Source organism: Nakamurella sp. UYEF19 (assembly GCF_040546275.1).
Lineage (GTDB): Bacteria > Actinomycetota > Actinomycetes > Mycobacteriales > Nakamurellaceae > Nakamurella.
This window is the reverse complement of the sequence record NZ_JBEPNO010000031.1, coordinates 15808-41243: the sequence shown is the minus strand read 5'-3', so window position 1 is coordinate 41243 and position 25436 is coordinate 15808. Positions and strand designations below refer to the sequence as shown.

General features: G+C 66.1%; 24 protein-coding genes and 2 pseudogenes. 13 read left to right on the top strand and 13 right to left on the bottom strand.

The features are described 5' to 3' along the window. Positions 1–492: 492 nt before the first annotated feature. Positions 493–912: an SRPBCC family protein gene (locus ABIB25_RS26240; protein ID WP_354531474.1), complete on the bottom strand. Its 420-nt coding sequence runs from the start codon at positions 910–912 to the stop codon at positions 493–495. Between the two features lie 40 nt (positions 913–952). Between ABIB25_RS26240 and ABIB25_RS26235 the strand changes: the two genes are divergently transcribed. Continuing rightward, positions 953–1720, top strand: coding sequence for a TetR/AcrR family transcriptional regulator (locus ABIB25_RS26235; protein ID WP_354531473.1), 768 nt, complete (start codon positions 953–955; stop codon positions 1718–1720). A 38-nt stretch (positions 1721–1758) separates the two neighbouring features. Next, positions 1759–2088 (top strand): annotated as a pseudogene (locus tag ABIB25_RS26230) (ATPase P); the annotation flags it as partial. A gap of 86 nt (positions 2089–2174) precedes the next feature. Here the strand turns inward: ABIB25_RS26230 and ABIB25_RS26225 are convergent. Further along, complete coding sequence (locus ABIB25_RS26225; protein ID WP_354531488.1) at positions 2175–3824, bottom strand: aminotransferase class V-fold PLP-dependent enzyme; 1650 nt, start codon at positions 3822–3824, stop codon at positions 2175–2177. 271 nt (positions 3825–4095) lie between these two features. Between ABIB25_RS26225 and sqr the strand changes: the two genes are divergently transcribed. Genes sqr through ABIB25_RS26210 form a run of 3 tightly spaced genes read left to right on the top strand, consistent with a single transcriptional unit; the run spans position 4096 to position 6193 of the window. Next, the gene (sqr, locus tag ABIB25_RS26220; protein WP_354531472.1) at positions 4096–5331 is read left to right on the top strand and encodes a type III sulfide quinone reductase, selenoprotein subtype; all 1236 of its coding nucleotides are present in this window, start codon (positions 4096–4098) and stop codon (positions 5329–5331) included. Positions 5332–5340: 9 nt separating this feature from the next. Then, positions 5341–5655 carry a TusE/DsrC/DsvC family sulfur relay protein gene (locus ABIB25_RS26215; protein ID WP_354531471.1) on the top strand — a complete coding sequence of 105 codons (315 nt, stop codon included), beginning with the start codon at positions 5341–5343 and terminating at the stop codon, positions 5653–5655. A gap of 25 nt (positions 5656–5680) precedes the next feature. After that, entirely contained in the window at positions 5681–6193 is a 513-nt protein-coding gene (locus ABIB25_RS26210; protein ID WP_354531470.1) for a DsrE/DsrF/DrsH-like family protein, read from the top strand. Between the two features lie 196 nt (positions 6194–6389). On the opposite strand, the gene ABIB25_RS26205 is transcribed toward ABIB25_RS26210, so the two are convergent. Next, on the bottom strand, positions 6390–6857 hold the full coding sequence (locus ABIB25_RS26205; protein ID WP_354531469.1) for a MarR family winged helix-turn-helix transcriptional regulator: 468 nt from the start codon (positions 6855–6857) through the stop codon (positions 6390–6392). Between the two features lie 68 nt (positions 6858–6925). Between ABIB25_RS26205 and ABIB25_RS26200 the strand changes: the two genes are divergently transcribed. From ABIB25_RS26200 to ABIB25_RS26190, 3 genes are all read left to right on the top strand, one after another. Continuing rightward, positions 6926–7462 carry a carbonic anhydrase gene (locus tag ABIB25_RS26200; RefSeq protein ID WP_354531468.1) on the top strand — a complete coding sequence of 179 codons (537 nt, stop codon included), beginning with the start codon at positions 6926–6928 and terminating at the stop codon, positions 7460–7462. Then, positions 7459–8520 (top strand): NmrA family NAD(P)-binding protein, encoded by a 1062-nt coding sequence (locus ABIB25_RS26195; protein WP_354531467.1) that lies wholly within the window; start codon positions 7459–7461, stop codon positions 8518–8520. The genes ABIB25_RS26200 and ABIB25_RS26195 overlap by 4 nt, the downstream gene beginning before the upstream one ends. 478 nt (positions 8521–8998) lie before the next feature. Continuing rightward, entirely contained in the window at positions 8999–9652 is a 654-nt protein-coding gene (locus tag ABIB25_RS26190) for a DUF2461 domain-containing protein (protein ID WP_354531466.1), read from the top strand. Between the two features lie 287 nt (positions 9653–9939). Here ABIB25_RS26190 and ABIB25_RS26185 read toward each other — a convergent pair whose 3' ends face one another. The 5 genes from ABIB25_RS26185 to ABIB25_RS26165 form a co-directional block, all read right to left on the bottom strand. Further along, on the bottom strand, positions 9940–10677 hold the full coding sequence (locus tag ABIB25_RS26185; protein WP_354531465.1) for a DUF4386 domain-containing protein: 738 nt from the start codon (positions 10675–10677) through the stop codon (positions 9940–9942). Between the two features lie 31 nt (positions 10678–10708). Next, positions 10709–10960, bottom strand: a complete 252-nt coding sequence (locus ABIB25_RS26180; RefSeq protein ID WP_354531464.1) for a DUF8691 family protein — start codon at positions 10958–10960, stop codon at positions 10709–10711. A 165-nt stretch (positions 10961–11125) separates the two neighbouring features. Next, the gene (locus ABIB25_RS26175; protein WP_354531463.1) at positions 11126–13879 is read right to left on the bottom strand and encodes a winged helix-turn-helix domain-containing protein; all 2754 of its coding nucleotides are present in this window, start codon (positions 13877–13879) and stop codon (positions 11126–11128) included. Continuing rightward, positions 13879–14268 (bottom strand): ATP-binding protein, encoded by a 390-nt coding sequence (locus tag ABIB25_RS26170; RefSeq protein WP_354531462.1) that lies wholly within the window; start codon positions 14266–14268, stop codon positions 13879–13881. The genes ABIB25_RS26175 and ABIB25_RS26170 overlap by 1 nt, the downstream gene beginning before the upstream one ends. 165 nt (positions 14269–14433) lie before the next feature. Beyond that, positions 14434–15036 carry a helix-turn-helix domain-containing protein gene (locus ABIB25_RS26165; RefSeq protein ID WP_354531461.1) on the bottom strand — a complete coding sequence of 201 codons (603 nt, stop codon included), beginning with the start codon at positions 15034–15036 and terminating at the stop codon, positions 14434–14436. 68 nt (positions 15037–15104) lie between these two features. On the opposite strand from ABIB25_RS26165, the pseudogene ABIB25_RS26160 reads away from it, so the two are divergent. Beyond that, positions 15105–15354 (top strand): annotated as a pseudogene (locus ABIB25_RS26160) (FAD-dependent oxidoreductase); the annotation flags it as partial. Positions 15355–15617: 263 nt separating this feature from the next. After that, the gene (locus ABIB25_RS26155) at positions 15618–16133 is read left to right on the top strand and encodes a hypothetical protein (RefSeq protein WP_354531460.1); all 516 of its coding nucleotides are present in this window, start codon (positions 15618–15620) and stop codon (positions 16131–16133) included. A 70-nt stretch (positions 16134–16203) separates the two neighbouring features. On the opposite strand, the gene ABIB25_RS26150 is transcribed toward ABIB25_RS26155, so the two are convergent. Beyond that, positions 16204–16956 carry a TetR/AcrR family transcriptional regulator C-terminal domain-containing protein gene (locus ABIB25_RS26150; RefSeq protein WP_354531459.1) on the bottom strand — a complete coding sequence of 251 codons (753 nt, stop codon included), beginning with the start codon at positions 16954–16956 and terminating at the stop codon, positions 16204–16206. Between the two features lie 171 nt (positions 16957–17127). Between ABIB25_RS26150 and ABIB25_RS26145 the strand changes: the two genes are divergently transcribed. The 3 genes from ABIB25_RS26145 (at position 17128) to ABIB25_RS26135 (ending at position 19975) form a co-directional block, all read left to right on the top strand. After that, complete coding sequence (locus ABIB25_RS26145) at positions 17128–18096, top strand: NAD(P)-dependent alcohol dehydrogenase (RefSeq protein WP_354531487.1); 969 nt, start codon at positions 17128–17130, stop codon at positions 18094–18096. 113 nt (positions 18097–18209) lie between these two features. Continuing rightward, positions 18210–19154: an ABC transporter ATP-binding protein gene (locus ABIB25_RS26140; RefSeq protein WP_354531458.1), complete on the top strand. Its 945-nt coding sequence runs from the start codon at positions 18210–18212 to the stop codon at positions 19152–19154. After that, positions 19151–19975 (top strand): ABC transporter permease, encoded by an 825-nt coding sequence (locus ABIB25_RS26135; RefSeq protein ID WP_354531457.1) that lies wholly within the window; start codon positions 19151–19153, stop codon positions 19973–19975. The genes ABIB25_RS26140 and ABIB25_RS26135 overlap by 4 nt, the downstream gene beginning before the upstream one ends. Before the next feature lie 268 nt (positions 19976–20243). Here the strand turns inward: ABIB25_RS26135 and ABIB25_RS26130 are convergent, their stop codons facing one another. From ABIB25_RS26130 to ABIB25_RS26115, 4 genes are all read right to left on the bottom strand, one after another. After that, positions 20244–21824 (bottom strand): plasmid pRiA4b ORF-3 family protein, encoded by a 1581-nt coding sequence (locus ABIB25_RS26130; protein WP_354531456.1) that lies wholly within the window; start codon positions 21822–21824, stop codon positions 20244–20246. A 305-nt stretch (positions 21825–22129) separates the two neighbouring features. Next, a complete protein-coding gene (locus ABIB25_RS29270) occupies positions 22130–22726 on the bottom strand; it encodes a diacylglycerol/lipid kinase family protein (protein WP_502919908.1) in 597 nt (198 codons plus the stop codon). Beyond that, on the bottom strand, positions 22723–24432 hold the full coding sequence (locus ABIB25_RS26120; protein ID WP_354531455.1) for a protein kinase domain-containing protein: 1710 nt from the start codon (positions 24430–24432) through the stop codon (positions 22723–22725). The genes ABIB25_RS29270 and ABIB25_RS26120 overlap by 4 nt, the downstream gene beginning before the upstream one ends. 184 nt (positions 24433–24616) lie before the next feature. Further along, on the bottom strand, positions 24617–25288 hold the full coding sequence (locus ABIB25_RS26115; protein WP_354531454.1) for a response regulator transcription factor: 672 nt from the start codon (positions 25286–25288) through the stop codon (positions 24617–24619). Between the last annotated feature and the right edge of the window lie 148 nt (positions 25289–25436).

Genomic DNA, 25436 nt, shown 5'->3' with positions numbered 1-25436 from the left:
GCTCTTGTGGGCACGCCCGATTGCAATCATTGTTGCCATTCGCGTTCGTCAATTGCTGCGGTGGCGCCCTACGACGGCGCCGATGACCTGGTAGCCAGGTTCAGCTGGCACCGGCGAGACGTGCACGCATGGCCGTTGGGGTGTACATGCCCGGCCAGAGGGCCCCGCCCACGTCGATGGGAGCGGATTGTGTCAAGGTTCCCACCCGGCCTCGCCGCCGCGCCGACCACAGCCGAAACTCTTCCCGGTCGGCACTTCGCCGTCTGTTTCGTTGCCCCCGGTGGCCACATCCTCGGACTTCGGCGGCACACCGCAGCCGCCATCTCGCCGCCCACAGCGCCGAGAGCAAAGCCCGCACCGCCACCTACCTGCAAGTCGACACCGGCGGCGGCCTCTCACCTACCAGTCCCCTGATCCCCGCCCGGGCGGCGACCCGGCGCGCCGTTCTGGGCGGCCGCGGCCGGACTCGACCTGATGTGTCCCGGCTCCTTGTCAGCTCCGGTCGTGGGGTCCACTGGCCTCGGCGAGCCGGATGAGGCCGTCCAGCGCGCTCGCCATACCTGTCCGATAGGAACGGGACAACACGAGCCGGTACACCGCGCTCAGCGGGCCGGCGCACACGACGTCGTGGCGAACCCGCCACCGACCGCCGCCGCAGTCGGTGATGCGATGACCGAAAGCCATGGACGCACCCGGCGCCCGGGAAACCTCGATGTAGCTGACCTGTTGCTCGTACTCGGTGACGACGTAACGCACCGACGGGCCCGTCCGGGGCTTGTTCCGACCCGTGGCGCCCAACGCGAACGGCCCGTCGGGGCGGATCCGGCCGATGAGCGGATCCCACTCCGGAGCCCGGTCGGTCGCCTCGTACCAGGCCCAGAGCCGCTCCGGCGGCGCACTCGTCGTTCTCAACCTCGATCGACCACACCATGCCCCAACTCCAATTTGAGCAGTGCTCAACTGTTTGAGCAACGCCTACACCAGCGGGATGCCCACGTCAGGCGCCAGAATCCAACACCGGCGAGAACGGGTCGAGCGGGAGATCCTCGACCAGGCGGTCCACGTCCTGGCCGAACGGGGCCCAGACAACGTGACGCTGCGCGGGCTCGCCGCAGATCTGGGCATGGCCGCCAGCGGGGTCCACTACTACTTCCCGGCCCGCGATGACCTGCTGGCCAGACTCATCATCGCGACCTTCGACTCCCTGGCGCTGGACGTGTCCGCGCCGGGCGATGCGCAGGGGGATCCTGTCGTGGTATTCCGGTCCGCAGCGCACCGTTACGTGGCGTGGGCGAACGCCCACGCCGACCAGTTCGCACTGGCGCACAGCCGGACCGCAGCCCGACTGAAGGACCGTGCCGGTGTGCTGCCGGCCAAGGACCACGCTGTCCGGGCGCTGATGGCGCCGCTGCTGGCCGCACTGGAACTCGCGCCGCCACCCCCGTCGACCATGCAGGTCAGCCCGACGCTCCGACGCCAGATCAAAGCCTGGTCCACCGCGATCGGAGACACCACATCGGTGGTGCAGGTGCGGGTCGCGGCCCTGACCGCGTACACCGTGGTCCACGGCTACGCGACGCTCACCTCCACCGCAAGCCTGCCGCGTGAACTGCTCGAGGACGGCGGCCGGGCGCTGCTGGACGCCCACCTCGACTGCCTCGTCGCCGGCGCAGGGACGCTCCCCAGCCGGAACGCTCTGCACAAGGTCCATCCACACTGACCCGCTGCGGCCGCAACGCAACTGGCCAAGCTGGAACCATGGGTATCGCGATCGGCGCGGGCACCGACGTGGCGGTGGAGACCGCCGATGTGGTGTTGATGCGCTCCGATCCGCTGGATGTGGCGATTGCCCTACGGATCGGAAGAGGCACGGTCCGGAAGATGAAACAGAACCTGGGTTGGGCGATCGGCTACCACACCATCGCTCTGCCGATCGCCGCCGGCGTGTTCGAGCCGGCCTTCGGTCGGGTGCTGCGCCCGGAAATCGCGGCGGTCACCATGGCCTGGTCCAGCTTCCTGGTCGCGGTCAACGCGCTGACCCTCAAACGCCTGAAACTCCCTCGACCGTCTCAGACATCGGCCGTACCGACGGTCGACCGGACGATGGCCGCACGAGCCCGTCACCGCCGTCTGGATGTCCCGCGTCGCCGATCCCCCATTCGGACCGCTGCTGGCTACTGGTCGATGGGGGACAGACACACGGAGGGTAGGTCGAACCATCTGAGGTGTTCGAAATCTGCCGATGGCGTGAGCGGGTGTTGGTCGTCGAGAAGGTCGGCGGCTGCCGACGGTTCGATGAAAAGGGCGCGAGCCTGCTGTAGGTAGTGGTCGAGGTCTGATTCGGGGGCGCGATCCGGGTGGTGAGGGTATTGCATCGCACCGTCGGCGGCGTAGGTGACCTGCCGTAGCCGGAGAGGTGGTTCCATCGGTCCCAGGTGGTGCCGCCACCGGCCGGTGGCGGGGTCGAAGCGGTAGTCGCGCAGCAGCTGGGCGCCGTGGCCGGCAACGAGCCGCACCGCCTCGACGAGGTAGCCGAAGACCGCTTCGGAGATGAAGTAGTTGAAGTTGATCCGTACCCAGCCGGGTTTGATACCTTCACACCCGTGGGCGATCTCGCGTTCGAATTCATGCGATTGGTCCAGGTCGATACCCAGTAGCCGGTGTCCGTAGGGGCCGGCGCAGGAGCAGCCGCCGCGGGACTGGATGCCGAACAGGTCGTTGAGCAGGGCGACCACGAAGTTGTGGTGCAGGTATTGGCCGCTGGGTGCGCGGACGACGAACGAGACGATGGACAGCCGTTCGGCCTGCAGGTTGCCCAGGATGTCGATGTTGGGTTCGGATCGCCAGGCGGTGATCGCCCGGTGCAGGAAGTTTTGTTCGTGGTGGCGGATGACCTGGACCCCGACGGCTTGTTTGAGTTGGAACACCAGGCCGGCCCTGATCGATTCGACAATGGCCGGGGTGCCACCCTCTTCCCGTTGTGCGGGGTCGTCCAGGTATCGGTGTTCGGTGGGGTTGACGTAGGCGACGGTGCCCCCGCCGGGGACGTCCGGAACCCGGTTGCGCAGGAGTTCCCGTCTGGCCACGAGCACTCCTGGTGTGCTGGGGCCGCCGATGAACTTATGCGGGCTCAGGAAGACGGCGTCCTTGTAGCACAATGGGTCTGCCGTATCGGGGCCGTACATCTGGATGTCGATGTAGGGTCCGGCGGCGGCGAAGTCCCAGAAGGACAGCGCCCCGTGGGCGTGCAGGAGCGTGGAGATCGCGCGGGTGTCGCTGATGATGCCGGTGACGTTGCTGGCCGCGGAGAACGATCCGATCTTGAGTGGTCGGTCCTGGTAGCGCAGTAGGTCGGTGTGCAGCTGGGCGGTGTCGATGTGGCCGTCCGCGTCCTGCGGGATGACGACGACGTCGGCGATGGACTCGCGCCAGGGCAGTTCGTTGGAGTGGTGCTCGAACGGTCCGATGAAAACCACTGGCCGCTGTGCGGCCGGGATGGCGTGCCGAAGGTGGTACCGATCGTCCAGTTCGGCCGGGATCCGAAGGCCCAGCACACCGATGAGCTTGTCGATCGCTCCCGTGCATCCTGAACCGGCGAAGATGACCACGGTGTCGGTGTCGCCGCCGACCGCATCGCTGATGATGGAGCGGGCGTCTTCGCGGAGTCTGGTGGTCTGCAGGCCGGTTCCGCTGGACTCGGTGTGGGTGTTGGCGTAGCGGGGTAGAACCTCGTCACGGATGAAGTCCTCCAGAAACGTCAACGCGCGCCCGGATGCGGTGTAGTCGGCGTAGGTGACGCGCCGCGGCCCGTAGGGTCCGGGCATCACCTGGTCGTCGCCGATGATCGATTCTCGGATTCTGGCCAGCAACGGGGTATCACAGGGCACGATGTAGTCCACCGGTTCAGCCTAGGCCCGAATGGTTTCGATGCCGGTCGAGTTGAAGTGTGCGCATTGGTCGGCGGTGCCAATGACGGTCGTCGCCGGGTCCTACCATCGGCCCCTCGTGGTGGGGACTTTCGGCACTGACCGGGTGACCGCGGGCCTTCTAGCCTGGTGGTGCCGGGCCCGGACCGGGCTCTAGAAGAGGTGGGTCGTGAAGCGAATCGTAGTTCTCGGTGGTGGTACCGCCGGCACGATGATCGTCAACAAACTGCGCCGCCGACTGAAGTCCGACCAGTGGCAGATCGCAGTGGTGGACCAGGACGACGTCCACCGCTATCAGCCGGGATATCTGTTCCTGCCGTTCGGTACCTACACCGCAGATCAGGTCACCCGCTCCCGGCATGTGTTCGTGCCCGATGGGGTGGATTTCGTCATCGGCGAGGTCGACCGCGTCCACGCCGAGACCAATTGCGTGGACCTGGTCGGCGGTCGCACACTCCCGTATGACTTCCTGGTCATCGCATCAGGGACCGCTCCCCGGCCGGAGCAGACCCCGGGCATGCTCGGCGCCCAGTGGCGGCGGAGCATTTTCGACTTCTACAGCTTCGACGGCGCGCAGGCGTTGGCCCGGCGTCTTGCCCACTTCGACGGTGGCCGGTTCGTGGTGCACATCACCGATATGCCGATCAAGTGTCCGGTGGCACCGTTGGAGTTCACCTTCCTCGCCGACGCGTACTTCCGGGACCGCGGGATACGCGATCGGGTCGACATGATCTATGTGACCCCGTTGTCGGGGGCGTTCACCAAACCGATCTCCTCGGCCCGCCTGGGTGCCATGCTCGAGGACCGCAACATCGCCGTCGAGACGGATTTCCTGGTCGAACGCATCGACCCCGACACCAGGACGCTGGTCTCCTACGACGAACGCGCTATTGCGTTCGACCTGCTGGTCACCGTGCCCTTGAACATGGGGGCCGAATTCATCGCCCGCTCCGGCCTCGGTGATGAACTGAACTATGTCCCGGTGGACAAACACACGCTTCTATCCACCCGGTACCCGAATATTTTCGCTGTCGGCGACGCCTCCAACATTCCCGCGTCCAAAGCGGGATCCGTCGCCCACTTCGCGGTGGATGTTTTCGTCGACAACTTCGCCCAACACATCCAGGGTCTCCCGATGACCGGTTCGTTCGACGGCCACGCGAACTGCTTCATCGAGTCAGGTGACGGAAAGGGGCTGCTGATCGACTTCAACTACGACACGGAGCCCCTGCCGGGTAAATTTCCACTACCGGTCCTTGGTCCGTTCACTCTCCTGAAGGAGACCCACGCCAACCATCTGGGCAAGCTGGCCTTCCGTTGGATGTACTGGAACGTCCTGCTGCCGGGGCGACCGATACCGCTGCGGTCCCAGATGTCCATGGTCGGCAAGAAGACCGAGAACTAGGAGGACCCCATGCCCGTCACCACGCTCGAAGGTCACCAGATCCATGTCAACGAGGAAGGTTTTCTCACCGACCCGGCGGAATGGAGCCCGGATCTTGCCGCTGCCCTGGCCGGTCAGATCGGTATCGCCCTCACGGCCGCCCACTGGCGGGTGCTGAACTTTCTTCGGCAGGACTACGCCGTACAGGGTGAATCAGCCACGATCCGGCGGGTATCGACCGCCGGTGGTATCCCGGTCAAGGAACTGTTCACCCTGTTCCCGGCCAAGCCCGCCAAGAAGATGGCCTACATCGCAGGGTTGCCCAAGCCCCAGGGCTGCGTCTAACCATTCATTCCCCCAGGAGATCATCATGACCACCATCGAATCAGCACCCGCTATCACCCCGCAGTTCGACAACGACGCGCTCGGACGCAAACTCGCCATCATCTGCTCGAAGGGTAGCCTGGACATGGCTTATCCAGGATTGGTCATGGCCAACGCAGCGTTGGGTGAGGGTATCGAAACGCACCTGTTCTTCACCTTCTGGGGCTTCGAGATGATCAACAAGCGCACCATGAACGATCTGAAATTCACCCCGCTGGGCAACCCCGCCACCCACCTACCGCAGGGCCTGGGCGGACTACCATGGATGACGTCGATGGCGACCGCCAAACTCAAGAAGTCGATCGCCGACGTCGGCGTACCGGAGATTCCCGAATTCCTCGAACTGATCGTCGCCTCCGGGGGCCACCTGTGGGCGTGCCGGATGTCGGCCGATATGAACCACCTCACCAAGGCCGACCTCTACGACGACGTCGAGGACATCATCAGCGCCGCCGACTTCATCGAAAAGACCGCAGGTGCCCAACTTCTGTTCATCTAGCCCAGGCTGGGTAGGTCGAGTGATTGCATCTTTGATGTGACCGCTCAGATCCGACCTGGTGAGCGTCGAGGCGACAACGCCGCCTCGATCCAGGAGCGGGCCGGATGAATGGTGCGACTGGGCCGATGTATCTGCGGAGTACTTTGGTCGTGCCTATTCGGCCCGTGGATAATCGGTCGGTAATTGGTCGAACGACTCACGCGAGTGCGGCAAGCCACGCATTCAAAGTGGCAGGAGCATCACTGCCTAGGTGAGAGATCAGGGCTGCTTGCGCATGACGCCACGCGTCGCCGGCTTCGGCGAGTTTGGCTGTGCCGGCCGCTGTGATCTCGACGGCCAGTGAGCGTCCGGTGGCCGAGGTGTCGGTGCTGATCGCCCAGCCTCGGTCGATCAGAATGGCCAGATTGCGGCTCATGGTGGAGCGTTCCACCGCCAGCAGGTCCGCCACCACGGTCGGTTTCACCGGCTCACCGCAGGCAGTCAACGTGGACAGCACTTCCAGTTGCTGCAGGGACAGCCCCACCGGTCGTAGGTGCCGTTCGAATTCGCGGGACACCAGTCGGTGCAGTCGCCCGACCCGCACACCGACGCAGCCGGCCATCATGTCCTGGGTCAACAGCCCGGCAGCACTTCGATCCTGATCCGACTCCTGATTTTGTTGCATGTACATCACCTCTCGTACATAGTGTACCTACACCCATTCAGATGTAGGTACACCACTGGAGGTTCGACATGTCGTCGCTCAGCACCCTCACCATCCGCAACCAGGATTTCCTCGAGCACCGGTTCCCGGGACCGCTGGACCTTCGGCCTCGACTGCGGGCCACGATCATCGGCTGCCTGGATCCCCGGGTCGATCCGGCCCAGATACTGGGTTTAGAGCTGGGTGATACCCCGGTGATTCGCAACATCGGTGGCCGGATCACTGAGGCGGTGCTGGACATACTGGATTTGCTGGCACTGGGTTTCCCCGCCCAGATCGGCCCGGCCAGCGAAGAGGCCAAAGGCGACCTGATTGTGCTGCACCACAACGAATGCGGCATTACCCGCATGCAGGGTCACCCGCAGCAGCTGGCCGCCTCATTCGGTATCGACGCCAACGACCTGGCCGCCAAGTCCGTCTGCGACCCGCACGCCTCCCTCGAGGTGGACGTACGGGTGCTGCGCGATCATCCGGGCATCAGCGACTCCTACCGGGTGACCGGCATGTTCTACGACGTCACCACCGGCCAGGTGCACATCACGGTCCCGGCGCAGGTGACGAGGTGAAGCCCACCGTGGTGGTCACCGGCGCGACCGGTTCCACCGGCTTGCAGGTTGTTCGGCAGCTGCTGGCCCGGGACTGGCCGGTGCGGGCACTGGTGCGCCAGGTCGACGGCCGCGCGGAGCGGCTTCACAGTCTGGGGGCGCAGGTCGTTGTCGCGGACCTGTTCGACCCAAGTCAGGTGGTGACGGCGGTCCGGGGTGCCCAGCGGGCCTACTTCTGCCCGCCGACCCATCCGCACATGCTCGACAGCGCCGGTGTTTTCGCAGTAGCTGTGCAGGAAGCGAAGCTGGACACGGTGGTGGTGTTGAGCCAGTGGCTGGCCAGTGCCGCGCATCCCTCGATCTTGACCCGGCACCACTACCTGGCCGACCAGCTGTTCGCCGCGGTGCCCGGGATCGCCCACGTCACGGTGAACCCGGGCTTCTTCGCGCACAACTACCTGCAGACAATTGCCTTCGCCGCGCAGCTCGGGGTGCTGCCCAACCCGATGGGCGACAGCCGAAATGCGCCGCCGTCCAACGCCGACATCGCTGCGGTCGCGGTCGGTGCCCTGACCGATCCCGCTCGGCATGACGGCCGGACCTACCGGCCCACCGGGCCGGACCTGCTGGATGCCGCCGAGATGGCGACCATCCTCGGTGCAGTGTTGAGCCGGACCGTGCGGGCCGTGCCGATGCCGGAGTTCTTGTTCGCCAAAGCGATGCGCAACTTCGGTTTCGACGCGTTCATGACCGCGCAGACCCGCACCTACATCGCCGAACACCGGCGCGGCACCTTTGCCTACGGCGGACCCACCGACGACGTGCACCAGGTCACCGGCAGCCCCCCGGAAACCTTCGAGGCCACCGCCCGCAGCTACGCCCAGCTGCCTGGCGCGCAGCGCAATGCCGCCCAGTTCGCCCGGGTTCTGGCGACCCTGGCCCGTACCGGTATGACCCCCGGTGGCAATCCTCGCCGCCTTGAACGCCAACAAGGTAGCCCCAGCCCTGCCGCGACTGGGCTGGCCATCGATGACCCCCGCTGGCTCGCCACCCACACAGCCGCCATCCGCGCCACCTGACCAGCTCCCCTTCTGCTCGCGCGCCCAACGAATCGTCCTCACTGGTCCTGACCGCACCACGTTTCGGGCCACCTGCCCTGCCAGTTATTCAGCACCCACCCAAATCTTCGGAAGGATCGTCATGATGACTCTCACCGTTCCCAAACCCTGTCACTGTCCGGGCCAGCGGAGCCGAGACGACCCTCGAGTTCGCCTGCGAGGACGCCGCGCCCGAAACTGGTGTCGCGCCATGGTTCAACCGTGTCGACGTCGCCGCGGCGGCCTGGCAGCCGGCGTTCGTGGCCGAGGATGTGGCGGCCGCCGACGACCGCGCGGTCGCAGCAGGGGCGGTGGCCGAGATGCCGTTGGTCCACAAACCCTGGGGCCAGACCCCGGTATATCTACGCGGCCTCAACGGATGCGTAGTCGAGCTGTTCAGTCCGTCCCTCCGGCTGGTAGGACTGGACGGGTAAGCGGCACTCGAGACAGGAACACGAAAATGAGTTTTGTGGGATTCGGGCAGGACGCCGTCACATTCTGGGACGGATTGGCGCAGGACAACACCAAGTCCTACTGGCACGCCCACAAGCCGATGTTCGACAGCGCAGTAGCCGGTCCGCTGGCCGCCCTCGCCGAAGACCTGACCGCCGAATTCGGAGACATCCACCGGTTCCGGCCCCAACGTGACGTCCGTTTCTCCCCGGACAAGCGGCCGTATCAGGAGTTCTGTTCCATGGCCGCCACCAGCACCCATCCGAGCGGAGGCGTCCTCTACCTGCAGCTGGGATTGGACGGTCTGATGGTGGCCGGCGGTGCCTGGCAACCGGACACCGCGACGTTGACGAGATTCCGTGAGGCGATCGACGACGAGGACATCGCCGCCTCCTTCGATCTGGCGCGTCAGGAAATGCTGGACGCGGGTTTCGAACTGGACGGTAACCGACTCAAAACCACGCCCCGCGGCTGGCCCCGCGACCACCCACGGATCGAGGACCTCCGTGTGCGGAATCTGGCCTGGCACCGAACATTCGACCTGGAGCCGTGGGTGTTCCAGGAGAAATGCAGGACAGTGGTCGCTGATTCCTGGCGTGTCCTGGACCGGTGGAACCTGTGGCTGGGCACCAATATCGGACCATTACCGGCCTCCCCCTGAACAATGGAAAACGACCGGCTCCACGACGGTGGGCTCAGCTGGAGGTGGTGGACCAGCGGCCGTCCGCGAGCTGCGGGAGGTCATTCCCGAGCACGGCGGCGTCGGCGGCCTTGTCGTCGTCCGAGGCGAAATTCCCAACTCACCCCGAACTCGGTGACGGCGGCCCAGCCGCCGTCACCCGCTCCGAGACCCTTGATCTTCCCGACCGCCCACATCGCCTCGAAATCAACCAGATACGCGGCAGCGACAGAGGCAGACTCGATGGGGACGATGATTGTCGACTTCGATCATTTGGTGTCACCAGACGCGATGGCGTCGGCGGTGATCTGGGACGGCCGGAAGCCCCTGAAGGTCAGGTAGACGCCGAGCGAGAACTCCCAGGCGGCGATCGGCAGGGCCCCGAGGAGGGACCATCCGGAGAGTTCGGTGTAGAGACCGAAGTATTTCGCAGTCACCGAGGCCAGCAGGATGGGTGCCCCGATGAGTCCGATGATCGGCAGGATTCGCGGTACCAGGCCGGAGCGGTACATCAGCGTGCCCAGCAGTAGGGCGTTCACGGCCGGCAGGCTGGCCTGTCCGAGCAGGAAGATCCAGTCGTGTTGGGCGATCAGGCCGCGGGCTGTGTCCACGGCCCCGGTTCCGGCGCCGGCCCTGCGCAGGCTGACGACCGACAGGACGCTGGTGACGCCGGCGAAGATCGTGGCGGCCTCCAGAGTTCGAGTCGCCACGAATCCCAGGGCCAGGCTTTGGTTCTGGCGTTTCATCACCGGATAGAGGGCGACGGCGGTGCCAATTCCGGCGAGCGCCACGATCAGTTCCAGGATGCCGCCGACAAGGACCGGTGAGTCTGGGCCGGAGCCGAGGACGAAGTTCGGGTCCCGCGCCGCGCGGTAGAGCGACAGGGTGGGGATGGAGACGAAGGTGATCAGGTAGAGCACGCCGGCGGCCAGGGAACTGCGCCGTAGCTTGCTCATCGGAAGTCGTGGCGTGAGCGGGGTCGTGACTGCGGTGGCGGTGGTCGTCATGGTGGGCTCCTTGGTAATTGGGGACGGGTGTTCAGCACGCGGTGGTGCGTGGCTCGGGTGGCGTTTTCGTCACCGAGATCAGAGGCAGCCCGATGTCTCGGACTTTGGCGAGCAGGCCGTGCAGGGCGGCCTGGTCGAGGACCTGGCCGTGGATGACGGTGGTTCCATCGTTCTCGGCTGTCACGGTCAGTCCGTCGAACCAGGCGGTCCAGCGTGGGTCGAGGTGCCCTTTGACGCGAATTTCGTATCGTCCGGCGTCGGTGGCGGTCCATATGTCTTTCATCTGGCCTCCTCTTGTTTCCCTGCCGGGCTCGGGGGCCGGCGTTGCCGCGGACTTTCGCTGCGGTAGTGGAAACCTAGAAGCTGATGTGATGATTCGGCATCACCAGATGTGGTGATCCAGGTGATGACTCGGCCGAGCGCCGAGCCCCGAAACCCGAGCGCTGGATCAGCGGTCGTCGGTCCGCGACAGCAGCTCGAGTTCCATGGCGCGGCGCACCGCAGACCGGCGATTGTTCACGCCGAGCTTCGCGTAGATGCTGCTGGTGTGGGTCCGCACGGTATTGAGGGACACGAAGAGCCGGCGGGAGATGTCCGGCCCGTTCAAATCGGTGGCCAGCAGTCGCAGCACCTCCATTTCGCGGTCGGTGAGCGGCCCGATCAAGCTCTTGCTCACGCTCTCGCTCTTGCCGGATACGTCGTCACCCGAATCCGAATTCATGGCCGCGAGAAGTCGTTCGACATACTCCGGGTGCCGTCCCCGGCCGGAAGTTGCTCGGAGCATCGCCGCCATGGGTGAACCGTGTCCGGTGAAAACTCGGATGTATCCCTCCGGCTCAGCCAGGTCGAGGGCATGGTGCAGTGATGTGATGGCGGCGCCACTGTTCCCTCCAGCCTGGTGGCAAAGTGCCTGGAGGACAGCGATTTCGATGACGCTGCCCGCTCGCTGTCCTTCCTCCGCCGCGCGCCGGAGCCGCTCCAGAAATCCTGTCACTTCGTCGTCGGTCCGAGTGTTCAGGTCGGCGGAGCGCCGGACCAGCAGCAGGGTGGCCAGCGTGATGTGCTCGAACTCGCGCAGGTACGTCAGGTCGTCCTGGGCGGACAGACCTCTCGCGCGCGCCCAACCGAGCGCCTCGGTCAGATTGCCCTGCGCGATCCACAGCCGGGCCCGGAGCGCGGGGATGGGTCTGACGTGTGGGAAGAAGTCGCCGACGTAGAAGCGCTCCGCCTCTTCGAGTAGTTCCAGCGCGCCGTTCAGATCTCCTTCCGCTTCCAGCACCCGGGCCATCGCGACCCGCCAGCGGTACCGGTTCTGCGGTAGGCCGGCGCTCTCGCCCAACTTCTTGCTCGCGGACAAGTGCAGCTTGGCGGCTCGTAAGTCGTTCCGCTCGCACTGCAGTGCACTGAGCCCGACATGCATGTCCGCCGTTCCCGGCAGGACCGGCCCGCTCGTATTCGCACGCTGCATGGCATGTTCGAGGGTACGCATGGCTTCGCCGAGACGTCCTTGCGTCACGCGGATATCGGCCAGCGCAATGGCGCACCCGAGCGTGTCGGCGACGTACCCGGCCCGCAGAAGCCCGTCCGAACAGTCGGTGTACGCCGAGTGGGCCGCCGCGAGATCCCCGACCGTCCACGAAGCGAGTCCCAGCAAGCCTGCTGCCGAGGCAAGTCCGAGATGGTTCTCCGCGGACAGATCGATCGCCTTCCGGGCGTGATGCACCGTTGCCGTCAGGTCGCCCAGGGCCAGGGCCAGCGCGGCCCGGTACAACTCGATCATGGTCGGCAGGTGGCGAAACTGCTCGTCGTCGGCGACCACCATGTCTGCCGGTGGTGCGCCCGAACCTGAGCTGATACCTCGCGGCCGATCCAGCCATCGCTCGGCGTCCCGCAGCCGGGCCTCGACGCCGTCGAGCCGGCCCCCGGAGAGCAGTGCTCCGGCAAATCCGACGATCAGGACGGGTCGCACTCCGATGACGTCGTCCGGGATCACCTGCAGCCAGTCCCGCACCGCGGTCTCCTGCCGCTGTCGGCTCAACTCGGGGATCGCTCGCTCGATCAGATCCGCCGCTCGCTCGAAATCCGTTGCGGCCAATGCATGTTTGACTGCCTCGGCAACCTCACCCTGGCGCTCGTGCCACCCGCTGGCCCGCCGGTGCAGACCAGGGAAGCCGTCGGGTTGCTCGTCGAGCAGGTGCGCCTGCAGGACATCTGCAAAGAGCTGGTGATAGCGGAACCATCGACGCTGGTCGTCCAGCGGGACAAGGAAGAGGTTTCCGCGCTCCAGGCTCGTCAACATGGCCTGGCCGCCGTCCCGCCCGGTGACCGCATCGCACAGCGGACCGCTCAGCCGCTCCAGGACGGAGGTCTGCATGAGGAATTGGCGGACCTTCTCGGGCTGGCGACTCAACACCTCCTCGGCCAGATAGTCGACGATGTACCGGTCGTCACCGGTGAAACCAGCGATGAACGACGCGACGTCGTCGCGCCCCTGCATCGACAATGCCGCCAGTTGCAAGGCTGCGATCCATCCCTCCGTCCGTCCCTCCAGCGTCTGGATATCCAGATCCGTCACAGCCAATCCCATGACATCGTTGAGGTACGCGGCTGCCTCGCCGGAGGTGAACCTCAGATCAGCGGCCCGGAGCTCGACCAACTCGCCGCGTGAGCGCATCCGAGCCAGCGGCAACGGCGGATCGGCGCGCCCCGCGATCACCAGGTGCAACTGCGGGGGGCAATGCGCCAGTACAAAAGCTGTACCTTCGTGCACCTCACGGGCGTCGATGAGGTGGTAGTCATCGAGCACCAGCACGACATCGTTCGCAATCGGGGTGAGGTCGTTGATCAGGCTGGACAGCACCGCCTCCATCGGCGGCCGGGGCGACTGCAGTAGTGAGAGCGCCTCTGCCCCAATGCTATTGCAAGTCCTGTGCAGGGCCGTGATCAGGTAGGTCCAGAACACCGCCGGGTCGTTGTCGCGATGATCCAGGGAGAGCCACGCCACGAGCTTCCCCGGCACCGCCCCAGAGTCGGCCAGCCACTGCGCCAGGAGAGTCGTCTTGCCGAACCCGGCCGGCGCCGAGACCAGGGTCAGCGCCGGCTTCCGGACTCGGTTCAGCATCTCGGTCAGCCTCGAGCGGGTCACCACACCGCGTCGGCTGATCGGGAGGTGGAACTTGGTCTCCAGCAGCGCCCCTGCCATCACCGGCGAGCCAGTGCTGCTACGAGGCGACCGGTGTCGTCCGCAGCGGCGACCAGCATGAACGTCTGGGCGGGACCGGTGAGGCAGCGGGACCGGTCCAGGAAGACGCGCTCGACGCCAGTGGTGAGCATCAATTGCGGTGGGAGCGGCTCTGTTCCGTCGAGATGTGCAGAACTCAGGCCCGTCGGGAGCTCGACGAGCGCTAACGGATTCCCTCCGGTCTCCTCGATGAGCCGGTCTCTGACCCGGTCTGACACGACGACTGCCAGGAGAGCCGACTTTCCCACGCCAGGTTCCCCGCGCACCAGGACGCTGCCGGCGGCGCCGTCGCGGGCGTCCTCGACGAGCACGACCAGACGCACCAACTCGGGTTCTCGCCCATGCAGCACGTTGTGACCGTAGCGCGAGGGCCGGGAAGCCGCTTCCTGCATCCCTTGGCAAACCCGACACTTCGACTCGCACCAACCTCGGTGAGGACCTGGCCCCGCCGTGTACTCGATACGGTCCTGACGGTCGCCCTCGGGCCCGCAGCCCGCCACCTTCGCCTCCCATGGTCAGGCGGGTCGAGGGGGTTCTGTGCGGACGGTCATCCGTTCGCCTGGTCGACTGAAGATGCTGATCATCTCCGCGGGTTGGTCGCCAGTGCTGCCGAACCAGTGCGGCACTGTGGTTTCGAAGGAAGCGACATCGCCCGGACCGAGCAGCAGATCTTGGTCGCCGAGGACGAAACGCAACTGGCCGGACAGCACATAGATCCACTCGTGTCCGTCGTGAGTTCGTCGTTCGGGGATGGTGTTGCTGATCGGCACGATGATCTTCCAGGCCTGCATGCCGTCGGGCTGCCGGGTCAGTGGAATCACCGTGCGGCCCTTCACGTGTCCAGGCTTCAGGTGAAGGCGTGGATCGCCCTCCTCAGGCGCGGCGACCAGATCATCGAGCGGCACCCGGTAGGTGTGCGAGAGCGCGAGAAGCAGCTCGAGGGTGGGCCGGCGTTGCCCGGTCTCGAGCCGGGACATCGTGCTCTTCGAGATCCCGGTCGACGTCGCCACATCGGTAAGACTCATCTGCCGTTGTACGCGTAGTCGTTTGAGGCGGGCACCGACGTGGTCGAGGGTGGCGGCAATCGCCGCGGCTGAGGCGTCCTGCCCCGGGGTCATCTGACGCCGGATTCCCAGAAATGGCAACGTTCGTAGGTGAACGGCACGGTCGGCTCCAACCTTGGGGCATGAATCAATACGACATTGTAGTTATCGGTGGAGGTGCGGCCGGCCTGTCCGCAGCCGTGGTGCTGTCACGGGCCCGCAGAAGTGTTTTCGTGGTCGACGCTGGGGAGCCGCGCAATGCCCCGGCCAACCCGCATGCATGGATTCATGTCACGCGTCGGGATCCCACCGGCGGAATTGCTGGCAGCAGGCCGGCATGAGGCAACCGGACACACCACCCTTCCCGGCGTCTGGGCCGCCGGCAACGTCGTCGACCCGCGCGCCCAGGTCATCACCGTCCTCGATCTGGCCCTGGGTGACTGGCTCCGCACGCTCACTCCGATCCTGCGCACGTTCGTCCTGGCGACCATCGCTTGTTCCGGTCGTCATCTACGCGCTGATGCCGCAGCTCCACCGGCTCCGCAGAAACCTACCGACCCGGTTCACCGGCAGCTGATCCGTCCCACACTGCCGTCCGCGGCGCTGCTGTCGCCGCACCCTGCAGGCGACGCCTGCCCACCCGAAGGAGACCCCCGATGAAACCTGCCCTCAACACCGCGGCCAACGCGCCCGCGAGTACCGCGCCTCCCGGCGCCGACCACACGTGCCCCGCCCCCGGCCGGGGTATGTCGCTCCGCCGCCTCTACCTCCTCAGGTTCGGCTACCTCGTCATGGGCGGCGGGTTCGCGGTGTTCAAGTGGCCGGCCTTCATCACCCACGACGGGCCGTGGCCACTCTGGGAAGGGGTGGTGCAATGCATACTCGTCGCGATGTCGGTCCTGGCGCTCCTCGGGCTGAAGTACCCGGTGAAAATGCTGCCCATCCTGCTCTTCGAGTCGCTGTGGAAGCTGACCTGGCTGGCCGTCGTCGCCCTGCCGCAGCTCACCGGCGAAGGCCTGGACGCCGCCACCATGGAGGAGTTCACCAAAATGCTCTGGGTCGTCGTCATCCTGGCAGTCATCCCCTGGGGCTACGTCGCCCGCCAGTACCTGGCCGCGCCCGGCGACCGCTGGCGCTCCAGATCTACCGCACGCACGGATCTTCTGCTCTGACATTGCGCACGGTGGTGCGGTCACGCCCCTGCCGAAGTCCGGCGCAGCCAAAGCGCCGACTACCCAACGATCATCCTCCGCTGGGCGTTCCCGATCGCGCCTTCGGTGGCCTTCGTGGTCTACCCGGCGGCCGAACCGGAGGCGCGCTGCCGTTGTCGCGCAGTGGCCGGGCGAGGCCGTCGAGGATCAGGTCGAGCCCGAATTGGAATTCTGCGCCGAAGTCGTAGTCAGGTCGCATGACGTGCTTCATGGTGAACTCGAGAAGGGCCGGATAGGCCTCGGCGTCGAAGAAGTGCATCATCGATGCGGCCGTGTCGGCGACGCTGTCCGGGCCGTGGATGGGCAGCGCGTTCTCCGAGAGTGCGAACCCGAAGACGTAACTGTCGATCAAGGCGAAGGCGTGCGCGGTCAGTTCTACCGAGAAGCCTGCAGCCCGCAGGGTGGCGATGAAGGCATCGTGGTGGCGCAGCGTTGCGGGGCCGGGGTTCAGTCGCGACTGCAGCAACGGGGTAGCCCAGGGATGGTTGGCCAGCACCCGGCGAGCTGATCCCGCGCGGCGTTGCATCTCGGTCCGCCAGTCCTCACCGGGGACCGGGAGGTCGAATTCGGCATAGACGAGATCAACTATGCCATCGATGATCTCGTCCTTGTTGGCGACGTAGTGATACACCGACATCGGTTTCACGCCGAGTTGCTGGGCGAGCGTGCGGATGGTCAGGGCGCCGATTCCGCCGGCGTCGGCGACGGTGATCGCACCGGTCAGTACCCGTTCCAGGCTGAGCGGAACGCGTTCCTTGTTGGTGCTGCTGATTGGTTGCGACATCCGTGCCTCCGAGGACTAGCCAACTCGTACTTAGTACTATACGCTCGCATACAGTCCCTTACTAAGTACGACACGAGATCAACCACAGTCCTGGAGAGGCAAGCGATCATGGAATTCGACAGCAAGCAGGCGGCGGGGGCCGACACCGGCCCGGCATCGACAGACCTGATGATGCGGGCAATCGTGCAGGACAGCTACGGCTCCGCCGATGTGCTGCGCACGGCGCGGATCGAACAACCCGGGATCGCCGACGACGAGGTGCTGGTGCGGGTGCGCGCCGCCGGTCTTGACCGGGGGACGTGGCACCTGATGACGGGCAAACCGTACCTGATGCGGGTCATGGGGTTCGGGTTCCGCAGACCGAAGAACCGGGTGCCAGGAGTCGACGTCGCCGGCACGGTCGTCGTGATCGGTTCGGCGGTGACCAGGTTCGCCGTGGGCGACGAGGTATTCGGGATGAGCCGGGGTTCCTTCGCCGAGTACGCCGCCGCCCGGGAGGACAAGCTGGCCCACAAACCGGCGAACGCGTCGTTCGAGCAGGCGGCGGTCGTCGGGATATCCGGTGGCACCGCGCTCCAGGCCCTGGCAGCCGGGCGGGTGCAAGCGGGCCAGCGCGTGCTGATCATCGGCGCCTCGGGCGGCGTCGGCAGCTTCGCGGTGCAACTCGCCAAGGCCGCCGGCGCGGAGGTCACCGGGGTGTGCAGCACCGACAAGCTCGGCCTGGTCACCGGCCTGGGCGCCGATCATGTCCTGGACTACACCGTGGACGACTTCGCCGACGGTCCGCACAACTATGACTTGATCGTCGACATTGCCGGCAATTCCTCGCTGTCCAGGCTCCGCCGGGCGCTCACCCCGACCGGGACCGTCGTCATCGTCGGCGGTGAAAGCAAAGGGCCCCTCACCGGGGGCATCGGCCGGCAGCTGCGGGCCCTGATGCTGACCCCATTCATCGGCCAACGGTTGACCGGCCTGGCCTCCAAGCAGCGGGCCAGCGACCTGAACATCCTCGCCGACCACCTCGCCGCCGGGACCGTGACCCCCAGCATCGATCGCACCTACCCGCTCGAGCAGGTGGCCACGGCGATGCGGCACCTCGATGCCGGGGTTGTCAAGGGAAAGGTCGCGATCAGCATCTGACCCCCTCCGCCCGCTCCGCTTAGTTGCTGTGCAGACAAAACAACCCGCAAATTCTTCACTCGGCCACGTCGGCTCGACGCGGCCAGTCCCGACCATGCCGGAAAGGCACGACAATGATCGAAGTGGAAAATCTCAGCAAGCGGTACGGCACCAAACTCGCCGTCGACGGATTGAATTTCGTCGTCCAACCGGGAATGGTCACCGGGTTCCTCGGACCGAACGGTGCCGGAAAATCCACCACGATGCGGATGATCGCCGGACTGGACCGGCCGACCACCGGACGGGTCACCGTCAACGGCGGCGACTACCGGTCCGCAGCAGCCCCGATGGCCGAACTCGGGGTGCTGCTGGAGGCCAAGGCGGTACACACCGGCCGATCGGCCCGCAACCACCTCCTCGCGCTGGCCCAGACGAACGGCATCAGCAAGCGCCGGGTCACCGAGGTGATCGACCTCGTCGGTCTGCAGCAGGTCGCCGGCAAACGGGTCGGCGGATTTTCCCTCGGCATGGGCCAACGCCTCGGTGTCGCCTCCGCGCTGCTGGGCAACCCGCAGACCGTGGTCCTGGACGAACCGGTCAACGGCCTGGACCCCGAAGGGGTGCTCTGGATGCGCACCATGCTCAAGGGTCTGGCCGCCGCCGGGCACACCGTTTTCGTGTCCTCCCACCTGATGAGCGAGATGGCCCAGACGGCAACGCGTCTGGTAGTCGTCGGCCGGGGCCGGCTGATCGCCGATACGACTGTCGACGAATTCATCGCCCAAGCCTCACACCACACCGTCACCGTCCGCACCCCCGAAACAGCACGCCTGCGGGAGCTGCTCGGCGGCCCGGACATCACGGTCACCACCACGCCGCCCGACGTGATGGACATCGACGGGCTGACCGCCGAACACATCGGCACCATCGCCTGGCAGCACCAGATACCCATCTACGAGCTCACCGTGCAACAGGCCTCTCTGGAAGAAGCATTCATGACCCTGACCAGCGACTCCGTCGAGTACCGGTCCACCGACCACGCCAGCACCGCAACCACGACCGCGGCGGTGGCGGCATGACCACCAGTCTGAGATCCGCCGCCCCGTCGACGACGATCCCCGGCGAGATCTCGCTGCGGGTCACCCCGGGCCGTGTCGTGCTGTCCGAATGGACCAAATTCCGTTCGCTTCGCTCCACCGTGTCCACCCTGCTCACCGCCACAGTGGTGATGATCGGTCTGGGGGCCATGTTCGCGGCCATCACCGCAAGCCAGTCGACCGGGTTTCAGCCGGGCACCACCGCCATTTCCACGTCACTGACCGGCACGTTCTTTGCGCAGCTCGCCGTCGGCGTGCTCGGGGTACTGTTGATCACCGGCGAATACAGCACCGGGATGATTCGCTCGTCGCTGACCGTGGTGCCCAGCCGGCTGCCGATGTTGTGGGCGAAGTTGGCGGTGTTCGCCGTCGCCGTCTTCCTCACCATGCTCGCCGCCGGCTGCACGTCATTTTTCGTCGGTCAGGCCCTGCTCGGACACCGACTCAACGCCTCACTGTCCGACTCGGGCGCAATCCGTTCGGTACTTGGTTCGGCCCTGTATCTGACGGTGGCCGGCCTCACCGCCATCGCCCTGGGAACACTGCTGAGAACCACCGCCGCCGCGATCACCACCTTCGTCGCGGTCTACTTCGTGATCCCACCGCTGACCAACCTGCTGCCCACCTCGCTGACCGACCACGTCGCGGCGTACCTGCCGTCCAACGCCGGAGCAGTGATGCTCGACGGCACCTTTGGTCTCGCCCATCCGCTGTCACCGTGGACCGGGTTCGCCGTGATGTGCACCTACGCGGTAGTCCTGATCGGATTCGCCGCCTGGCGACTCCGCCGCGTCGATGCCTGACCCACACTGGCCCATCGAGATCGACACCAGGATCACATGATGGTCCCGGTGTCGATTTGGCTGCCGCTTCACCTCGCCCATAGACCGTAGAAGGCGCAAACATCACCCGTGGCTTCTGGTTGTTCGACGGCGCGTACCTGGCAAGGGTTGTCGTGCTGCGCAAAACCTACTGGCACTACGGGGCGCGACAGATGTAAGTCATGCCAGGTTTTGTCCGGACCGCCGGCACGATCACCGCAGACCGAGATGCCGGTTGGCTCCACGGGTATCAATGCACCAGGGACAGCGCCCTGGTCACCGCTTGGGCGTCGAATTCGGCCGGATCGAACTCGAGAGCGGAATCAAGACCCAGCCACTCCAGCCTGTATTCGTGCTCCTCGTCGGACGGGTCGCTCAAGACGTTGACCAACTCGTCGTAGGCCCAGATACCGCCGCAGTCCTCAGGCGGCGCGGCGCGGCGCCCGCCCGTGCATCGGGGATAGCCGACGCTCTCGCTGGGGCCGAGCACCTTTTCCACCAGGATGTCGTGGTCCCAGCTGTCGCCGAAGTCGTAGATGTACCGCAGCTTGCCGTTGACAGCCGGGGCGACCTGCTCCAACGTCACCGACGTCTCCGCGCGGAGTTCCAGCCCGGAATCGGCGCTCCCGAAACTGCCATGGGCAGTTTCGAAACTGTGCAGGTGGCTGTCGTGCCAGTCGAACGCGATCTGGATGATGGTGTGCAGCCGGGCGAGGGTGATGTCGGCGGACACCTCCAGGCGCCGCCAGATCGGCGGCGTCGCGCCCCGAAGTCCCACCTTGAGCTGATACACCGGCGCCGACCGATCAGACCTCGGGCGTTTGGCCGGCATCGCGGGCACCACCGTCCGGCCTCTCGCCGGACTGGATGCGTTGGCACCGAACGGGTTGCCCCCGTCGCGGGTCGGTCGCGTCAGTATCTGACGCGGGATCGCGAACAGCCCTCCGTCGCTTGTCCCATGGGGCGCCGCGGGTTTACCTGGTTCGGGCAGGCCCCTCATCCGAGCCCTGACCAGCACCGCCAGCGCCGGATATCCAGGTCCGTCCTCGCCGCTCGGCAGGTCGGGTCTTTCGTCCTCGGTCAGGACATCGTCGTGCACCGCCCGCGAGTCCAGGGCCCGTTCGACCTGCCAGCGGAACTCCAGAGCATCCAACTTCTCCGAGATGATCTCCAGGCCCTCGTCGCTACCCTCCGCCCGGATCGCCTCCAGTGCGTCGGACAGCCGGTCACCGGCAAGAAGCACGATCTCGGCGGCGGCGCCGCAATCCAATTCATCGACGCTGATCACGAAGGCATGCGAACGACCGGCCCGACGGAACGAGCAGGCCAACATCGACGCATTGCCTTCCGAGTCGGCCAGCCGCCAACAGTTCGAGACGGTCAACGGCTCACCCAGTTCGGCAGCCCATCCCGGCCGCGCGACACCGGCCCGGAGAAGCCGCGAGGCGACCGTTTCCGCTGCATCGGCAGCCCGTTCGTCGGCGACCGATCCGATCGCCAGCAGCAGTGCCAGCGACTCGATATTGGCGCGAGTCTCGAACCCGGGTACGAGGCTCTGGACGAGGGCATCCTCGAAGCCCTCACCGGCGCGTTCGCCGATGGACATCACGGTCGCACCCAGGATCTCCGCTTCCAGCGGATCTTCCCACTGGGTCAGATCGTCGGTCATCTCCACCAACTGGTCGATGAACACCTGCGGGTCGGGGCCAGCACCCGAGCACAGCGTGCAGTCGCACTCCTGCGCTGCGTCCGCCGCGTTGGCCGGTGTGGCAGACCCCCGAGCAGATCGCTTGCTGCGCTTCACTTTGCGACGGCGGCTCACAGGACTCATGCAGTCATTCTCGCGCACCCTGCCGCATGATCGTGCGAACTCGCGCTGGCGTGTCCGGGTCCTACGATCGACCCACGGCGACCGACGGATACGCGATTCGGCCATTGACTGCTCACACGCGGGATGGGTTCCCGGTCTGGTGGAGCGGCACAACGGGATCTTCGGCGGGTGCTGGGGTACCTACTCTCATCCCCACTGCGCCGAGCGGGAGCCAGGTTGCGAAGGCAGTCGCGCTGAAGAAGCGGCTGGTCGAGGCCGGCCAAGCTCTTGCGGCACTGGCGATGATCGGCGAAGGGGCTGCGGCATCACCTGCCTCTTCGTCGACAAGCGTTACCGCAGACAGAGCCACGCCACAGTCCCTGTGGCCGGTGCGCTCCTGCAGATTGCTGCAGGGCGGCGTCATGATGGCGGGCTACCCGCACGGGATCGGTCAGAAGAGGATGGGCAATTCGTTCGTCCACAACGGAAGGCGCACGATGTAGGTCTGCCCCTAAGCCGGCACGCCCTAGCAGTTCCTTTTCGCCGCTGGCACCAGGGTCAGCAGGCAGGTCCAGGTTGGTCGCCAGTAGGTTGCCGGTGCCGGCTGGTAGCACCGCCAACGCGGCATCGCCGCCGACGAGCCCGGCGATCACTGCCCGCACTGTTCCGTCGCCACCGCAGACGAACACAATCTGCGCGCCAGCGGCGACCGCGCTGCGGGCCTGACCCGTTCCCGGGTCCTGCGGTGTCGTCTCCCACCATGACGGAGCGGGCCATCCCGCCTCCGCGAGCACCTCTTCGATGGCTCGTCGCCGGATGTCCAGATCTGTTGCGCGGGAGGGGTTGGCGACCACGGCGCAACGCAGTGGCGTTCCCGAGGATGGTGTTGGCGGCTCGCCCGTCGGCGAGTCGGGCAGGTTCATTGCGTGGTGCTGCTCAGGACGGTGGAACTATCGATCTTGAGCATGCCGTCCTGTCTGAGGAGCGAGTAGACGGTCGGTTCGACGGCCGTTCGGCCATCCTTGAAGTAGTAGGTGATGGTGGCCTCTGCGGTGTCCGGGCTTGCACCATGGGCATCAGTGGCGGTGACCCGTCCGATGCTGTCCCAGAAGCGTTGGTAGTACTGCCGGTTCTGCGCGGTGCCGGTCTGGAAGTTGCTGGTCAGTCTGGCCCAGCCCTGGTCGGTGTCAGTCGGCAGTACTGCGTAGTAGTCGGTGATGGCTGCGGCCAACTGGGCTGAGGTCGGTGGGGCCCCGGGCGATGACGAGGGTGTCGTGCGGACGGTGGTGCTGGTGGGCGACGTGGTGGGGGGCTGACGGGTCGTGGTGGGTGCCGCAGCGGTCTTCTTCGGCGGTGGGGAACTGGTCGATGGAACAGGCGCTGCCGCCCTGGTGGCGGGATGCGAAGGAGCACTCGGGATCGAGGTAGTGGTCGCCGTCGAGGTGGTGGTCGGGGGCGGACTGGTGGTCGGCGCCGTGCTACGTCCTGGGGTGACTGCCGGTACCGCACTGCGCACCACTGATGCTGAAGCTGGGGCCAGGGCGGGGGTGCTGTCGGCGGCCGGCCGGGGGACGCGGTTCCCGGCGACGAGCAGCCAGGCTCCCAGACCCACCAGGAGCAGAACAGCCGTTGACGTGACCATCACCCCCAGGCGGCGGCGGCGGGCTGGGGTTGAAGCTGCGGATGCCAGGGCGTGGGAGCCCGCCGCTGAGACAGAGCCGGTGCTGTGCTGGCGATCTGGCCATTCGCGGGCAGTGGGCGGGTGGACGATGATCGGCGGTGGCGCCAGTGCCGGCACCGGAGTGGGCGGTTCGATCTGCAGGTCGTCGAGCAGCTGTGCCACGGCAACCATCGTCGGCCGGGCTGCGGGGTCGGTAGCGAGCATCTGGCCCAGCAGAGAAGTCAGTGCTCCGCTGCGTCGGGGCGGGATGATCTGACCGGAGGCGACCTTGTGCAAGATGGCCATGGCGTTCTGGTCTCTGCCGAACGGAGGCATCCCCTCGAGCGCGGCATACAGGGTCGCGCCCAAGGAGAACACATCGGCCGGAAAACCCGACGGGGCGCCGCGCGCCACCTCCGGAGCAAGGAAAGCTGGTGTCCCGGTGACCATTCCCGTCGATGTCAGGCTGACATCACCTGCGGCGTGGGAGATCCCGAAGTCGGTGATCATCGCCGCGCCGGTAGGGGTGATCAGTATGTTGCCGGGTTTGACATCTCGGTGGATGATCCCGACCTGGTGGGCTGCAGCCAGGGCGGACGCAACGTCCGCGCCAACGGCCGTCACGAAAGGCACCGGCAACAGACCCTGCTCGGCCAGCACGGAATTGAGCGTCTGCGACGGTACGAACTGCAGGACCAGACAGGGCTGCCCGCGATGGTCGATGACGTCATACAGGGTGACGGCGTTGCGGTGGTGCAGCCGCGCGGTGATGCGTCCCTCCCGGATGACCCGGCTCCGGGCGGTCGCGACCTCGTCCTTGCTCAACCCCGGCTGCGGCAGCAACTCCTTGATCGCAACCCGACGGTGCAACAGCTCATCCCAGGCTTCCCAGACCGACCCCATACCGCCGGTGGCCACCTGCTGCACCAGTCGGTAGCGGCCGGCAAGAACAACACCGGGCACCGTCATCAACGCCTCCGATTCTGTGGCACCCGGCAATTTACTGATCAGCGGTCTGGTCCAGCGGCCTGGTGCGGTCCGACCGGCAATCCGATCACCCAGACCGGCCCATCGCAGCCTGTTCCCGAATCGACTCGGGAGTATGTGCGTCGGTGTGGGTCCAGCTCGGCGGCGGCCCGCCGGCGGCGTCGACTCAGGGGCCGCCGCGCCAGTGATCGATCCGACTGTGGTCCGGACTGAACCCGTTCCCGACGCCCCAGAGCACCGCCTGGGTACGGCTTCCCACGTTGATCTTGCGGTAGATCGTGCGGATGTAGGACTTCACCGTGTTCGGACTCAGATAGGACAGTTTGGCGACGTCGGCGTTGCTCCTGCCCTGGGTGATGAGCGCGAGAATCTCCGATTCCCGGTCGCTGAGTCCCTCACCCCGCCCGGGCCAGTTCAACCCCGAGATGCTCGGTGCTCGCGGCGGCGGGGCGCTGACGACCACCTCCCCGGCATGCACGGCCTCGAGTGCCGCGACCAACTCCCGGGCCGGGAGTGCCTTGGACAGATACCCGTGCACACCCTGACGGCGAGCGCTGTCGATCAGGTCGGGATGGAAGTTCCAGGTGTAGACGACCACCCGCCGCGCGCTGGGATTCCTGATCAACACGTCGATCTCGGCATAGTCGGACTCCGGTTGGGCGAACGAGTCGTACAGGACGATGTCGACCTGGTCCACCAACGGCTCATTCGCGTCGATCTCGGCGATGACGATCCGGTCGGCGTACCGATCGAACAGGTGCGCCACACCGACGAGCACGACATCGTAGTCATCCACCAGCGCCACACTGATCGGACCGGGTTTCGCAAGAACGCTCACCAGGCTCACCCTAATCACCGGTGAGGCCTAAAAATCACCTCCCTAGGGGTGTATCGGGGGAGTCCACGGGGTGGTGTCCTTATCAGGACCAACAGAGCCTTGGTCGTCAGCCCGAAGTGTCGGGCCGGCCCCGTGGTCGTCGCAGCCG

Excerpts from the sequence above, each read along its gene's own strand:
- ABIB25_RS26205 (WP_354531469.1), bottom strand. The coding sequence starts at position 6,857 with ATGCAACAAAATCAGGAGTCGGATCAGGATCGAAGTGCTGCCGGGCTG.
- ABIB25_RS26150 (WP_354531459.1), bottom strand. The coding sequence starts at position 16,956 with ATGTCGCAACCAATCAGCAGCACCAACAAGGAACGCGTTCCGCTCAGC.
- ABIB25_RS26200 (WP_354531468.1), top strand. The coding sequence starts at position 6,926 with ATGTCGTCGCTCAGCACCCTCACCATCCGCAACCAGGATTTCCTCGAG.
- ABIB25_RS26145 (WP_354531487.1), top strand. The coding sequence starts at position 17,128 with ATGCGGGCAATCGTGCAGGACAGCTACGGCTCCGCCGATGTGCTGCGC.
- ABIB25_RS26120 (WP_354531455.1), bottom strand. The coding sequence starts at position 24,432 with ATGACGGTGCCCGGTGTTGTTCTTGCCGGCCGCTACCGACTGGTGCAG.
- ABIB25_RS26175 (WP_354531463.1), bottom strand. The coding sequence starts at position 13,879 with ATGGCAGGGGCGCTGCTGGAGACCAAGTTCCACCTCCCGATCAGCCGA.
- ABIB25_RS26210 (WP_354531470.1), top strand. The coding sequence starts at position 5,681 with ATGACCACCATCGAATCAGCACCCGCTATCACCCCGCAGTTCGACAAC.
- ABIB25_RS26135 (WP_354531457.1), top strand. The coding sequence starts at position 19,151 with ATGACCACCAGTCTGAGATCCGCCGCCCCGTCGACGACGATCCCCGGC.
- ABIB25_RS26140 (WP_354531458.1), top strand. The coding sequence starts at position 18,210 with ATGATCGAAGTGGAAAATCTCAGCAAGCGGTACGGCACCAAACTCGCC.
- ABIB25_RS26165 (WP_354531461.1), bottom strand. The coding sequence starts at position 15,036 with ATGACCCCGGGGCAGGACGCCTCAGCCGCGGCGATTGCCGCCACCCTC.
- ABIB25_RS26215 (WP_354531471.1), top strand. The coding sequence starts at position 5,341 with ATGCCCGTCACCACGCTCGAAGGTCACCAGATCCATGTCAACGAGGAA.
- ABIB25_RS26225 (WP_354531488.1), bottom strand. The coding sequence starts at position 3,824 with ATGCCCGGACCCTACGGGCCGCGGCGCGTCACCTACGCCGACTACACC.
- ABIB25_RS26180 (WP_354531464.1), bottom strand. The coding sequence starts at position 10,960 with ATGAAAGACATATGGACCGCCACCGACGCCGGACGATACGAAATTCGC.
- ABIB25_RS26190 (WP_354531466.1), top strand. The coding sequence starts at position 8,999 with ATGAGTTTTGTGGGATTCGGGCAGGACGCCGTCACATTCTGGGACGGA.
- ABIB25_RS26155 (WP_354531460.1), top strand. The coding sequence starts at position 15,618 with ATGAAACCTGCCCTCAACACCGCGGCCAACGCGCCCGCGAGTACCGCG.
- ABIB25_RS26130 (WP_354531456.1), bottom strand. The coding sequence starts at position 21,824 with ATGAGTCCTGTGAGCCGCCGTCGCAAAGTGAAGCGCAGCAAGCGATCT.
- ABIB25_RS29270 (WP_502919908.1), bottom strand. The coding sequence starts at position 22,726 with ATGAACCTGCCCGACTCGCCGACGGGCGAGCCGCCAACACCATCCTCG.
- ABIB25_RS26185 (WP_354531465.1), bottom strand. The coding sequence starts at position 10,677 with ATGACGACCACCGCCACCGCAGTCACGACCCCGCTCACGCCACGACTT.